Genomic DNA, 12763 nt, shown 5'->3' on the forward strand with positions numbered 1-12763 from the left:
TAGTATTGCTTATGTCTTTTTTTATGTTATCGTGTTCAAATTTTAGGTAGAAGGGAATAAGGATTATGTTTAAGAAATTTTTCGGTCAATTGCAACGTATCGGTAAAGCCTTAATGTTACCAGTTGCAATTTTACCAGCTGCCGGGATTTTATTAGCGTTCGGTAATGCGATGCACAATGAACAACTTGTTAGCATTGCACCGTGGCTAAAAATGGACGTCTTCGTGATGATTTCATCTGTTATGGAAGCGGCTGGACAAATTATATTTGATAACTTGCCATTGCTATTTGCAGTGGGTACAGCACTTGGATTAGCTGGTGGAGACGGTGTTGCCGCTTTAGCAGCTTTAGTAGGTTACTTAATTATGAATGCCACTATGGGTCAAATTATGCATATCACAATTGATGATATTTATAGTTACGCTAATGGCGCTAAAGAATTAAGTCAAGCTGATAAACTACCAGCATATGCCTTAATTTTAGGTGTTCCAACACTTCAAACGGGTGTGTTCGGCGGTATCATTATGGGGGCGCTTGCTGCTTGGTGTTATAACAAATACTACAATATTACATTGCCACCATTCTTGGGATTCTTTGCAGGTAAACGTTTCGTGCCAATCGTGACATCAGTAGTTGCAATCATCACAGGTATTGCATTATGTTTCGTTTGGCCACCAATTCAAGAAGGGTTAAATAGCTTATCAAACTTCTTATTGAATAAGAACTTAACATTAACAACATTTATCTTTGGTATTATTGAGCGTTCATTAATTCCATTCGGATTACATCATATTTTCTATGCGCCGTTCTGGTTCGAGTTCGGACAATATACAAACCATGCAGGTGAACTCGTTCGCGGTGACCAACGTATTTGGATGGCTCAATTGAAAGATGGCGTACCATTCACAGCAGGTGCATTTACTACTGGTAAATATCCATTTATGATGTTCGGTTTACCAGCTGCTGCATTAGCAATCTATAAAAATGCACGCCCTGAACGTAAAAAAGTAGTTGGTGGTTTAATGTTATCAGCTGCTTTAACATCATTCTTAACTGGTATTACAGAACCATTAGAATTCTCATTCTTATTCGTAGCACCATTATTATATGTTATTCATGTATTTTTAGCAGGATCATCATTCTTAATCATGCACTTACTTGATGTTAAGATTGGTATGACTTTCTCTGGTGGATTTATCGACTATATTCTTTATGGTTTATTAAACTGGGATCGTACGCATGCGTTATTAGTTATTCCAGTTGGTTTAGTCTATGCAGTTGTTTACTATTTCTTATTTAGCTTTGCAATTAAGAAATTCAATCTTAAAACGCCTGGCCGTGAAGATGAAGAACAAGAAATTCGTAACTCAAGTGTAGCAAGATTACCATTTGATGTATTAGACGCAATGGGCGGTAAAGAAAATATCAAACATTTAGATGCTTGTATCACACGTCTTCGTGTTGAAGTAAATGATAAATCTAAAGTCGATGTACAAGGTTTGAAAGCGTTAGGTGCTTCAGGTGTGCTTGAAGTAGGTAATAATATGCAAGCAATCTTCGGTCCGAAATCAGATCAAATTAAACATGATATGTCACTTATCATGAAAGGTGAAATCACTAAACCAAGTGAAACAACAGTTACTGAAGAAACATCAGATGAACCTATAAACGTGGAAGAAATTAAAGAGACAGAAATTTATGCACCAGGAACTGGACACATTATTCCATTATCAGAAGTACCTGATAAAGTATTCTCAGAAAAAATGATGGGTGACGGCGTTGGATTTGTACCTGAAAAAGGAGAAATCGTAGCACCATTTGATGGTACAGTTAAAACTATCTTCCCAACGAAACACGCAATCGGATTAGAATCTGAATCTGGTGTGGAAGTACTTATTCATATTGGTATTGATACAGTGAAATTAAACGGTGAAGGTTTCGAAAGTCTTGTAAATGCTGACGAATCAGTTACACAAGGTCAACCTTTAATGAAAATCAACTTAGCATACTTAAAAGAACATGCACCAAGTACAGTAACACCAATCATTATTACAAACTTGGGAGATAAAACATTAACAGTAGAAGATGTTGAATCAGTAGACCCAGGTAAAGCAATTATGAAAATTAAATAATCTTGAAAAAACCTCTTGTCAGAAATAATGACAGGAGGTTTTTTAATCGGGAAAATGAACTACCAAAGTTCCACAGCACTATAAAGTAATAAAGCTGTGATAACGATATTAATGATTTTATAATGTTGTTGATAGATTCGATTCATCACTTGGCCTAATAGACTCCAAACGATTGCACCAGCAATACCGATGACAATAAGTAAAATTGAGCGTCCAAAAGTAGAATTCCAAGCATCAGGTAATGTGAATGTTGTTAAACCAGTTAAAAAGTATAACATTGCTTTAACATTCGTAGCTTGAATGAGGATACCTTTAAGTACAGGACGATCTAATGCCTCTTTTACATTATCAGGCTTTGAAATCAATACATGATACGCAAGATATAATAAATAAAGCGTACCAACAATCTTCATAATGATAATAAAGCTATGGTTATGTTTTAGTGGCTCTGAAAATAATAAAGTAATTGCGAGTGTAAATAAAATACCTATGAAAACACCTAAATTAAAAGGTAAAGCGCTTATGAAGCCTTTACGTTGACCTTCGGACATCGCCATGATGGTGTTAGGTCCAGGTGTGAATGACATGGTAGTAATAAACAGTAAGTAAGAGAACAATGACCATCTATCCCCTCGAAAAGTTGAATAAATCCATTTTAACACCAATTGAAATAAAAAATGAGATTAAATTTAGATCATTCTGATAATTATAATTGGATTCTATGTAAAAAAGACCTTTAACCAATGACTATGCATTTTGAAATCAATGGTTAGAATGGTTAAAGGTCTTATAGAAATTAATAATATAAAGTGATGATTAAGGATTATTGTGTTATATCATTCTCGATAAGTAATTTAATCGCTTTATGATCTGTAGCGTTTCTAAACAAATCATAGGCATGTGCAATATCACTTAACTTACTATAATGTGTAACCAATTGTTCAGGTTGGATAATTTTACTTTTCAAAGCTTCTAACAGTTCTTCAGTTGTATTTGCAGACACAAGTCCTGTTGTTACGTTAATATTTTTAATCCATAATTTATCGATATCGAATTGAACCGGTAAACCGTGGACACCTACGTTAGCAATTGTGCCATCGACGCCAATTAATTTTTGACATAAATCGAATGTTTGCGGAATACCGACTGCTTCTATTGCTACGTCTACACCACGATGATTCAGTGATTTGACTTGCGCAATAGCTTCTTCCACATTGCTAGAATTAACAGTATGCGTTGCACCTAATTCTTTCGCAGTTTGTAAACGATTATCATCCAAATCAATCATAATGATTTTAGAAGGTGAGTAAAATTGTGCAGTTAATAATGCAGCTAATCCGACTGGTCCAGCTCCAACAATTGCAACGGTACTACCCGGTTTCACTTTCCCTTTTAATACACCAATTTCATATCCAGTAGGTAATATGTCGGATAACATGACTAATGCTTCGTCAGGTAAAGACTCTGGTGCATGATATAAAGAGTTATCTGCGAAAGGAACTTTAACATATTCGGCTTGTGTACCGTCAATTAAATGACCTAAAATCCAACCACCATCATTTTCACAATGCGCATAGATGCCTTTTTTACAGTAATAACATTTGCCACATGAAGAAATACAAGACACGATAACTTTGTCGCCAACTTTAAAATTGTTGACACTTGAACCAACAGATTCAACAATACCAATACCTTCATGACCTAATGTTGTATTTGCAGGCACTTCAGGTGTATCCCCTTTAATAATATGTAAATCCGTACCACAAATCGTCGTTTTGACCATTCTGATAATAGCATCTGTACTTTCAGTAACAACCGGCTTCTCTTTGTCAATGAGTTTTGCGACACCTGGCTTTTCATAAATATAAGCTTTCAAATGAATCATCCTCCTGTTAATTGTGAATTATTTCACAATAATTATAGCATGTTAATTTGATTATGTATTTAATAAAAATAATATATAATAAAATTGACATATATAAGTCTGCCATCATGAAATTTATAGTTAAAGTGGATGAAAAATGCATTTAATCGTCGTAAAATATAATTGAAAGATGATTTAAAGGAGAGTATATCTATGGAAAATGAAGGCTTATTAGTAGCTGAAAAAGAGATTGAAGTAAATAATTACGACATTGATGCGATGGGTATCGTGAGTAATATTGTATATATTCGCTGGTTTGAAGATCTACGTACAATATTCATTAATAACTACATGACCTTCTCAGAAATGATGAAGCAACATATATCGCCAATATTAATGAAAACAGAAATAGAATATAAAGTTCCGATAACGATACATGATAAGCCAGTAGGACGATGCTGGTTTGTTCAAGGTGGAAGAATGAAATGGGTATTTAAATTTGAAATTTCTTCCGGAGATAAAGTGCATTGTATTGGATATCAAACGGGTGGTTTCTTTGATTTAGAACGTCAAAGAATAACTAAGATGCCAGAAGTATTTCAAGATTTATTAAAATAAGTGAAAGTGTGGGTGAGAAAATGACGAAGCATTTGAGTACTATTGAAGCTTTTCATCAATTTATTAAAGACCATCAACTAGTAGTTGTTCATGTAATGCGAAATCATTGTTCGGTATGCCATGCGGTGTTACCTCAAATTGAGGATATTGTAGCTACTTATCCTCATGCAGAACTTGCCATTATAAACCAATCAGATATCGAAGCAATTGCAGGTGAGTTATCTATATTTACTGTGCCTGTAGATTTAATTTTTATGGATGGTAAAGAAATGCATCGTCAAGCACGTTTTATAGATATGCAACGTTTCGAACACCAATTGGATTTAATGTATGATAGCTGTTTTGGAACAGGGGATGGAACTTTGAATTCAAATTGAATTCTATCCCTATCCCATGTGTCCGTTATTTATTTACGCATACGTTGAATGATATCATCGGCACGTTGTTGATAGGTTGCTATCACTTGGGCTGATTGATGTAATTGTGCGTGTTCATCTTCGGATAAAGCGAATTCAAAGACTTTATCTGCTCCGTTACCGTTAATGATTGTTGGCACACCTATATAGACATCGGTCAGTCCATACTCGCCTTCTAAATAGCTTGACACATTCATGATGATCTGTTTATTGAATAGAATCGCCTCTACAATTCGAACTAAACTAAGCGATATGCCGAAATTGGTTGTGCCTTTTCGAACATAAATATCATAACAAACTTGCGTTGTCTGTTCTGCTATGGATGCTTTAAACGCTTCAATATTTGTATCAGATGGCAATAAATCTAGGATGGATTCACCTGCAATTTGAGCATGTGACCATACTGCGACTTGCGAATCTCCATGTTCGCCAATAATGGGCGCATATACTTGATTTGGTGCAACATTAAACGCGCGACTTAAGAAGAATTGAAAACGAGCCGTATCTAAAGAAGTACCTGACCCAATGATTTTATTTTTAGGGAAATTTGAGACGTGTTTAACGACATAGCTCATAATATCTACAGGATTAGAAGGTAATACAAAGTAACCATCAAAGCCACTATCGACAATACGTTGAACCATTGGAACAAAGATATCGACATTATCTTCTAATAATTTAAGTCGTGTTTCACCTTTAGCAAGTTTCGCACTTGCACAGATCACCACAATATCTGCATCTTTACAATCTTCGTACTGTCCTACATGCACATTAACGAAGTGATCACCAAATGGCGTAGCATGATTCAAATCCCATACATCCGCTTTCGCTTTATCCTCGTCAATATCAATAATTGCCAATTCGTCGACTAATCCTTTAGCTACAACTGCGTGGGCAAACGCAGAACCTACATAACCACTACCTATAAGAACAATTTTATGACGTGACATCAATGCTTGCCTCCTCTTTTAAATTGAAAATTCAGATAATTGATATAAGGATAGCACGTTTGACTTAAATTGAAAATATTGTTTGATATTCTTAGTGTTAATTACTAAATGATTTGGAATTTAAGGTTTATAATATATAAATGTATAGGAGGTCATCAAGACGATGAAAAAAAGTGTATTAACAGTAGCAACATCTGCGATATTAGGTACATTAGCATTTATTAAAGTAAAAGAAAAACGTAGTTATAAGAGTTATATAACTGAAAAGTATATACGAATGTCTGGTATGAAAAAAACATTTGAGAATGAGGCAGATGCTAAAAAAGCATTAGAAGAAACTAAAGCAATTACGGCCGGTAAATATGGTGGCACAAGTTATGAATTTAAACATGATGTTCGAACAAAAAGTTGGAATGGCTGTGTGACATATATTGTGAATGATCAATGTAATCATCAACAAAAAGTGGTGTTATATATTCATGGTGGTGCGTGGTTCCAAGATCCGCTAGAGAACCATTTTAATTTTATCGATGAACTTGCAGGACAACTTGATGCGAAGGTCATTATGCCAATTTATCCTAAAGTGCCTCATCGTGATTACCGCACGACATTTGAATTATTAAAGCTCATTTATGATAAACAGGTTGCCAAAGTTGAACATACAGATCAACTCATTATTATGGGAGACTCAGCAGGGGGACAAATCGCATTATCATTTGCAGAATATTTGAAAGCAGAAACGACGTTGCCTCAACCGGGTCATATCGTAATGCTATCACCAGTGTTAGATGGTACGATGCGCAATCCAGATGCTAAAACATATGAACGCATCGATCCTATGTTGGGGATAGAAGGTAGTCAATACTTCATCAAATTATGGGCAGGTGAATTACCAATTGAGGATTATAGAATTTCTCCGATTAATGGTGATTTAGAAGGATTAGGACGATTATCCATCTTCATCGGTACGAAAGAAACGTTATATCCAGATGCTTTAAAATTATCTAAAATGTTGAATGCGAAAGGCATTGAACATGATTTTATACCAGGGTATAATTTATTCCACATTTATCCGATTTTCCCATTACCAGAAAGACAGAAATTCTTTACACAACTTAAATCTATTATTCTATAAAAGAAAGCGCCTAGGACGAAATGATTCACCGCGTGGATAAATTAATGCATCGTAAATGCTATCCCACTTGTGTTAATCATGGTAAACGTCTTAGGCGTTTTTCATTGGTTATATCTCTTCAGGTTGTTTCTTAAGCGATAACATTAAAATTAAGATTAGAATTAATACAATGCCGACCACTTGTATCGATTGAAACGTAACATCAAGCCATAAGGCACTTGTTACAACTGCAATGACTGGTTCTATGGTACCTAATAATGTTGTCTCTTTAGGCGATAGGTATTTGAGACTATCGATAAATAAATAGAATGCTAAAGCAGTCCCAGCAATAATACCAAATATCAAATAAACGATTGTAGACGCACTCATAGTATTCAAACTAACATCCCAAATAGGTTGTTTAAAGTTCATGGCACAACCAGAAATGATCATTGCCCATCCAACGATTAAAATAGATGGAAACTTATCAAGCAAACCTGTGGCATAGATCGTGTAAAACGCAAGTGCTAAACCTGCGATAATGCCCCAGAATAAACTTGTAGGAGATACAACTAAATGAGAAATCGATCCATTTGTTAAAAGTAAAAATGTTCCAATTAATGTCATTGCAATGGCTAAAATATCAAATGGACGGAATACATCGAGACCACGTATAACGAACCAAATGATGATATACACAGGTGCAATGTATTGTAAAAGGGTAGCTACAGCAACATTACCAGTTGCGATCGATGCCATATAGGCGTATTGAACAAATAGCATACCGATTAAACTATAAATAAACAAACTAACGATTGTTCTAGGATTTCGAAAAACAATAAAAATAGATTGTTTAGGGCGTCGTATTTTATAAAGACTGAGTAAGAAGACGCCGCTGATTAATAGGCGTGCAGTGACATACCAATCAACATCTAAACCGCGTTGATTGAACAGTAGATCTGAAACCGTTCCGCCTAATCCCCACAAAGTAGCACCTATAATTGCAAATAACACACCTTTTAGTCTATGTTGTGTGTGAGTCATACAATGCACCTCCATCTGTATTTTGTTTTATTATAAATCTCATAATATAATGTTTATGAAATGGATAATACTCAAATAATGAGTAAAAGTATCAAAATATTGAGGTGATTACAGATGACGTCTGAAATGACTGTAAATGCAAATTTAGAAGAAAAGATTAATTATCCTGATCGTCGTTGGCCACATGTTATTTTACATACGACGCTAAATAAGACATTACTCGGCTATATACCGCTACATTGGCATTATGCATTACAATTTATGTATGTGACAGATGGGATAATTCAGGTGAAGTTAGCAGAAAATACACTAGTGATTCATGAGGGTGAAGGATTATTTATTAACTCCAACGTTGTACATGAAATTCATGATGTAGATGAAGGGGCGCGTTTTTATTGCTGGAATATTGGATTACCTAATGTTACAGAATATATTAACTTTACGTATGTTAGTCATATTGTAGATCAAGCGCAGTCTATTCCGTTTATTAAATTAAGTCCAAATGATGAAGAGAGCATCCATTTATTGAAACGGATTGAGAAAGTAGGGCAAATTTATATCGCTCAAAAAGGTTATTTTCAACTACAAATTCTTAGTGAATTTTATCAATGTTTAAATCACCTGTTAAATATCTTTGATCAGTATCAACAAGTCACTCAATATTTCTTTGATCCAAGAGTGAAGCAATGTATTCAATACTTACAAAGTCATTATTATAAAAAAGTTAAACTTAGCGAATTAAGTCGTATGGTTCATATGAGTGAGGCGGAAACAATCAAGTTATTTAAACGATTTGCAGGGGACACACCATTGAACTTTTTACAAAACTATCGCCTAGAGCAAAGTGCAAAGCAGCTGATGTATCATCATCGAAATGTGACTGAAGTAGCGATGGATTGTGGTTTTTCAACAACAAGTTATTTTATACAAAGTTTTAAACATAAATATTCGCTTACACCGAAGCAATTCCAAATCAAATATGCGAAACATTTAAAATAAAGTAGGTGCAATGTTCATCAATCAGATGAATGTGCGCCTACTTTTTCGGTATCTGTATTTAAAATTGTATCATTTGAATTTAAAGTCATTTCTTCTTTCGCAACATCATCACGCGTTGCAGATGCTTTGTTTAACTTTGTATCATCGATGCCTTCGTTAGAATCTTTAGTAACACTATTAATGTGTTGATGGTCTGTGTCTAAAACTGAATTACTCATATCGTTTCCTTGTAAGCTACCTACAAGAATAAATACTAAATAGCTTGAACAAACGAATAATACCATTGCTAAATAGATGCCAATTGCTATTTTCACAGGTTTAGTCAAAGGTTTACCCATCAGTATCCTCCTAAAGTTGTATCTTTATTTACCTTTAAAGTAACATCAGAATTTTAATCTAATGTAAATATGGCGTAAATATTTAATGATTTATCAGATAACACATAGTAAATATTAAATTTAGAAAAATATTTTTAAAATTAGTCTTTATTTGTAATTTTAAATTATTGAACATTTCTAAAAAAATTAATCTTTGTTAATATAATTTTACATTAGATTTACAATATTAAAACTGACTAAATACGTAAATGATAGCATACCCTTATTAGAAGTAATAATTCGTTTAAGGTGTTCATGATAGAAAAGACGTTTTATTAATTAACAACTTCTATAGAAAGTGTTGAAACATCACTTTTGATATACATATTAACGCAATACGTGTTTAGACAACTTAATATTAAAAACAATCAAAGAGAGGGACTATACTGTGATTCTCATTATAATTTGTATCGCATTGATTTTATGGCTCGGTATTAAAGAGAAAAAGCGTCATACAAATCGACTTAATAAGATTCCGATTAGAATCAACATTAACGGTATTCGAGGTAAATCAACTATCACTAGAATGATTTATAGCATTCTAAGAGAGGATCATTATCATGTGATAGGTAAAACGACAGGAACAGATGCCCGAATGTTATATTGGTTTACTGACAAAGAATATCCAGTCATTAGGAAACCCCAAGGTGCTAATATTGGGGAACAACGTGACATCGTGCGCAAAGTGGTTAAACAAAGAGCCGAGGCGCTAGTGAACGAATGTATGGCAGTTAATCCAGATTATCAGATTACCTTTCAACAGGACTTAGTCAAAGCCAATATTGGCGTTATCGTCAATGTTATGGAAGACCACATGGATGTGCTTGGACCTACGCTTCAAGATGTTGCACAAGCGTTTACTGCAACAATTCCATACAAAGGGACATTAGTTGTGATGAAAGACGATTATACTAAATTTTTCGCAAAAGAAGCTAAAAAACGAAAAACGAAGTTAATCGTTGTCGATAAAGATAAAATTCCTGAATCCTATTTAAGAAAGTTCCCTTATCTTGTCTTTCCAGATAACGTTGCGATCGCATTAGGCGTTGCGCAAGCTGTTGGGATAGATAAGGATACTGCATTAAGAGGTATGTTAAATGCACCACCAGATCCTGGCGCAGTAGAAATTAAATATTTTAATGCAAATCGCACACGAAATGTATTTGTTAACGCATTTGCTGCCAATGAACCACAATCGACTAAAGCGATTTTGAACAAAGTTGAATCTTACAACTATCCATATACCAAAAAAGTAGTTATTTTAAATTGTCGTTCAGACAGGGTAGATAGAACACGTCAATTTGTTGAGAACTTTATTGACGATGTAGACTTTGACACACTGATTTGTACCGGTAAAAGTACGCAAATGGTGACAGACTTAATGCAACACTTACCTGACAAAAAATATCTTAATTTTGAAAACCGTGAGTTCCCAGAAATTGAAAAAGCCATCATGCAAGAATCACACAATGCACTCATTTTCTGTGTAGGTAATATTCATGGTCCAGGTGGTAGAATAGCAGAATTTATAGAAGGGATAGAATAAAATGATAGGTTCAGAATTATACTTCTCCCTATTTGTCGGTATCGTATTAAGTTTAATATTTGCCGAGAAATTTGGGATTAATCCAGCAGGGCTCGTTGTACCAGGCTATTTGGCACTTATATTCGATCAGCCCATCATGTTATTATCTGTGTTAATTATTAGTTGTTTAACATTTTTCATCGTTACATATGGTATTAGTAGATGGGTTATTTTGTACGGAAGAAGAAAATTTGCGGCGATGATTTTAACTGGGATGGTTCTTAAATTCCTATTCGACTTGATTTATCCATTGACGCCATTTGAAATGGTTCAAGTGTCTGGTATTGGTGTCGTTATTCCAGGGATCATTGCGAATACAATTCAAAAACAAGGTGTCGTGATCACGTTGTCAACAACGATGTTACTTACTTGTATCACGTATGTCATCTTATTCTTATATAGCTTTATTAATTAATCGCGAGCAAGGAGCGCAGAGTAATGAAAAAGAAAAAACGGTTATCAGCGAGCGAATGGTTACTTAAGCAATCTAAACGACACAAACGCCTTAACTTCATTTATACACTTATCGTTTTAATTGTTGCACTTGTACTTCTGGTATTCGCTATTAGAGCTGTGAAAGTTGAGCCAGTTGAGGCTATGCCAAGCTCAGGTAATGATTATATTCGTAGTACATATTTAGGTAATATCACATTGAATAAACATTTTAGACAAATGGATCTTAACGATGTGTTTAATGGCTTGAAACAACCACTTCAACACAGTGACTTCTCAACGGCGTCACTCTTAGTAAGCCATTTCTCAAATGATCCGAAAACGAATATTAAGAAAAATATTGAGAATATTATGTTCTTGAAAAAGCAAAATATTAAAAGTGTCAATTTAATCAATAACACGATTGATAATGTGCAAGCCCAAGATTTGAGTAAACAAGTGGAAGCGCAAACCGATTATAACTTTATGACTGGCAACGGTTCGAATCCAATTAACAGTAAAACGGTACAACAAACGGTAAAAGGCAAAAAAATAGCCAATGTGTCATTTACGGATGTAGGTTCGAATTATGAGGATCCACTTAAAAATACAACATCTATTAGTTTAGATCCTAAAATCTTTGTTCCGCTGATTAAAAATTTAAAGGAAAATAATGATTTAGTTGTTGTTAACGTGGATTGGGGTATTACGAATGAACGTAGTGTAACGGATCGTCAAAAAGAGTATGCACATGCTTTAGTGCAATCTGGCGCAGATGTCATCATCGGCCATAATTCGGTCGTTCAAAAAGTTGAAAAATATAAAAATGCGAGTATCTTTTATAGTTTAGGTAATTTAACGTCAGATTCATTCCTATCTAAAAATCAAAAAGGGATGGTCGTTCAACACGATTGGAATGGACAACATCATAAATTCAGCATTACGCCAGTACGTGGCGCAGATGGCAAGATAACAAAAGACAACATGAACAAGGTAGAGGCACAACGTTATTACAATAATATTAACGACAAATCAATTCACCTTAAAAAGGAGAATGGAGGATATACCTTTGAATATTAAAAAGCATTGGTTAGGTATTGTAACAACGCTCATTATAATTGCAATTCTGTTAATGGTAACGTTTGCCAAAGCGAACGAAGGCCTTGATAATTTTGAGAAAAATGAATTAAAAGATGCAACGGAGCAATATTTATCTAAAGGGGCCAGTTAGT

At 34.4% G+C, this 12763-nt stretch carries 14 protein-coding genes; 9 read left to right on the forward strand and 5 right to left on the reverse strand.

Annotated features, from left to right (window positions below; translation table 11 throughout):
* Nucleotides 1-65: 65 nt before the first annotated feature.
* A complete protein-coding gene (gene ptsG, locus JVV30_RS03660) occupies nucleotides 66-2132 on the forward strand; it encodes a glucose-specific PTS transporter subunit IIBC (RefSeq protein WP_070854744.1) in 2067 nt (688 codons plus the stop codon).
* Between the two features lie 59 nt (nucleotides 2133-2191).
* Here ptsG and JVV30_RS03665 read toward each other — a convergent pair whose 3' ends face one another.
* Nucleotides 2192-2719 carry a LysE family translocator gene (locus JVV30_RS03665; protein ID WP_070854772.1) on the reverse strand — a complete coding sequence of 176 codons (528 nt, stop codon included), beginning with the start codon at nucleotides 2717-2719 and terminating at the stop codon, nucleotides 2192-2194.
* A 236-nt stretch (nucleotides 2720-2955) separates the two neighbouring features.
* Nucleotides 2956-4008 (reverse strand): zinc-dependent alcohol dehydrogenase family protein, encoded by a 1053-nt coding sequence (locus JVV30_RS03670; protein ID WP_053028835.1) that lies wholly within the window; start codon nucleotides 4006-4008, stop codon nucleotides 2956-2958.
* 201 nt (nucleotides 4009-4209) lie between these two features.
* On the opposite strand from JVV30_RS03670, the gene JVV30_RS03675 reads away from it, so the two are divergent.
* Both JVV30_RS03675 and JVV30_RS03680 read left to right on the forward strand, forming a co-directional pair.
* On the forward strand, nucleotides 4210-4614 hold the full coding sequence (locus tag JVV30_RS03675) for an acyl-CoA thioesterase (protein WP_053028834.1): 405 nt from the start codon (nucleotides 4210-4212) through the stop codon (nucleotides 4612-4614).
* A 20-nt stretch (nucleotides 4615-4634) separates the two neighbouring features.
* Entirely contained in the window at nucleotides 4635-4991 is a 357-nt protein-coding gene (locus JVV30_RS03680; protein WP_053028833.1) for a thioredoxin family protein, read from the forward strand.
* 29 nt (nucleotides 4992-5020) lie between these two features.
* Here the strand turns inward: JVV30_RS03680 and JVV30_RS03685 are convergent, their stop codons facing one another.
* A complete protein-coding gene (locus JVV30_RS03685; RefSeq protein WP_070854743.1) occupies nucleotides 5021-5980 on the reverse strand; it encodes an L-lactate dehydrogenase in 960 nt (319 codons plus the stop codon).
* A gap of 163 nt (nucleotides 5981-6143) precedes the next feature.
* Between JVV30_RS03685 and JVV30_RS03690 the strand changes: the two genes are divergently transcribed.
* Nucleotides 6144-7115 (forward strand): alpha/beta hydrolase fold domain-containing protein, encoded by a 972-nt coding sequence (locus JVV30_RS03690; protein ID WP_070854742.1) that lies wholly within the window; start codon nucleotides 6144-6146, stop codon nucleotides 7113-7115.
* A gap of 108 nt (nucleotides 7116-7223) precedes the next feature.
* Here JVV30_RS03690 and JVV30_RS03695 read toward each other — a convergent pair whose 3' ends face one another.
* Nucleotides 7224-8138, reverse strand: a complete 915-nt coding sequence (locus JVV30_RS03695; RefSeq protein WP_239469306.1) for an EamA family transporter — start codon at nucleotides 8136-8138, stop codon at nucleotides 7224-7226.
* A gap of 114 nt (nucleotides 8139-8252) precedes the next feature.
* On the opposite strand from JVV30_RS03695, the gene JVV30_RS03700 reads away from it, so the two are divergent.
* Nucleotides 8253-9137: an AraC family transcriptional regulator gene (locus JVV30_RS03700; protein WP_053028829.1), complete on the forward strand. Its 885-nt coding sequence runs from the start codon at nucleotides 8253-8255 to the stop codon at nucleotides 9135-9137.
* A 17-nt stretch (nucleotides 9138-9154) separates the two neighbouring features.
* On the opposite strand, the gene JVV30_RS03705 is transcribed toward JVV30_RS03700, so the two are convergent.
* Nucleotides 9155-9475, reverse strand: a complete 321-nt coding sequence (locus JVV30_RS03705) for a hypothetical protein (RefSeq protein ID WP_070854740.1) — start codon at nucleotides 9473-9475, stop codon at nucleotides 9155-9157.
* 427 nt (nucleotides 9476-9902) lie between these two features.
* Between JVV30_RS03705 and pgsB the strand changes: the two genes are divergently transcribed.
* Genes pgsB through JVV30_RS03725 form a run of 4 tightly spaced genes read left to right on the forward strand, consistent with a single transcriptional unit; the run spans nucleotide 9903 to nucleotide 12762 of the window.
* Entirely contained in the window at nucleotides 9903-11060 is a 1158-nt protein-coding gene (gene pgsB / locus JVV30_RS03710) for a poly-gamma-glutamate synthase PgsB (protein WP_053028827.1), read from the forward strand.
* A gap of 1 nt (nucleotide 11061) precedes the next feature.
* Nucleotides 11062-11514: a poly-gamma-glutamate biosynthesis protein PgsC gene (gene pgsC, locus JVV30_RS03715; RefSeq protein WP_053028826.1), complete on the forward strand. Its 453-nt coding sequence runs from the start codon at nucleotides 11062-11064 to the stop codon at nucleotides 11512-11514.
* A 23-nt stretch (nucleotides 11515-11537) separates the two neighbouring features.
* Entirely contained in the window at nucleotides 11538-12611 is a 1074-nt protein-coding gene (locus JVV30_RS03720) for a CapA family protein (RefSeq protein ID WP_053028825.1), read from the forward strand.
* Nucleotides 12601-12762: a hypothetical protein gene (locus JVV30_RS03725; protein ID WP_174841346.1), complete on the forward strand. Its 162-nt coding sequence runs from the start codon at nucleotides 12601-12603 to the stop codon at nucleotides 12760-12762. The genes JVV30_RS03720 and JVV30_RS03725 overlap by 11 nt, the downstream gene beginning before the upstream one ends.
* The last annotated feature ends 1 nt before the right edge of the window (nucleotide 12763 follow it).

It is taken from the genome of Staphylococcus sp. GDY8P47P (assembly GCF_016892225.1).
GTDB lineage: Bacteria > Bacillota > Bacilli > Staphylococcales > Staphylococcaceae > Staphylococcus > Staphylococcus borealis.

Excerpts from the sequence above, each read along its gene's own strand:
- ptsG (WP_070854744.1), top strand. The coding sequence starts at position 66 with ATGTTTAAGAAATTTTTCGGTCAATTGCAACGTATCGGTAAAGCCTTA.
- JVV30_RS03665 (WP_070854772.1), bottom strand. The coding sequence starts at position 2,719 with ATGTCATTCACACCTGGACCTAACACCATCATGGCGATGTCCGAAGGT.
- JVV30_RS03675 (WP_053028834.1), top strand. The coding sequence starts at position 4,210 with ATGGAAAATGAAGGCTTATTAGTAGCTGAAAAAGAGATTGAAGTAAAT.
- JVV30_RS03680 (WP_053028833.1), top strand. The coding sequence starts at position 4,635 with ATGACGAAGCATTTGAGTACTATTGAAGCTTTTCATCAATTTATTAAA.
- JVV30_RS03685 (WP_070854743.1), bottom strand. The coding sequence starts at position 5,980 with ATGTCACGTCATAAAATTGTTCTTATAGGTAGTGGTTATGTAGGTTCT.
- JVV30_RS03690 (WP_070854742.1), top strand. The coding sequence starts at position 6,144 with ATGAAAAAAAGTGTATTAACAGTAGCAACATCTGCGATATTAGGTACA.
- JVV30_RS03695 (WP_239469306.1), bottom strand. The coding sequence starts at position 8,138 with ATGACTCACACACAACATAGACTAAAAGGTGTGTTATTTGCAATTATA.
- JVV30_RS03700 (WP_053028829.1), top strand. The coding sequence starts at position 8,253 with ATGACGTCTGAAATGACTGTAAATGCAAATTTAGAAGAAAAGATTAAT.
- JVV30_RS03705 (WP_070854740.1), bottom strand. The coding sequence starts at position 9,475 with ATGGGTAAACCTTTGACTAAACCTGTGAAAATAGCAATTGGCATCTAT.
- pgsC (WP_053028826.1), top strand. The coding sequence starts at position 11,062 with ATGATAGGTTCAGAATTATACTTCTCCCTATTTGTCGGTATCGTATTA.
- JVV30_RS03720 (WP_053028825.1), top strand. The coding sequence starts at position 11,538 with ATGAAAAAGAAAAAACGGTTATCAGCGAGCGAATGGTTACTTAAGCAA.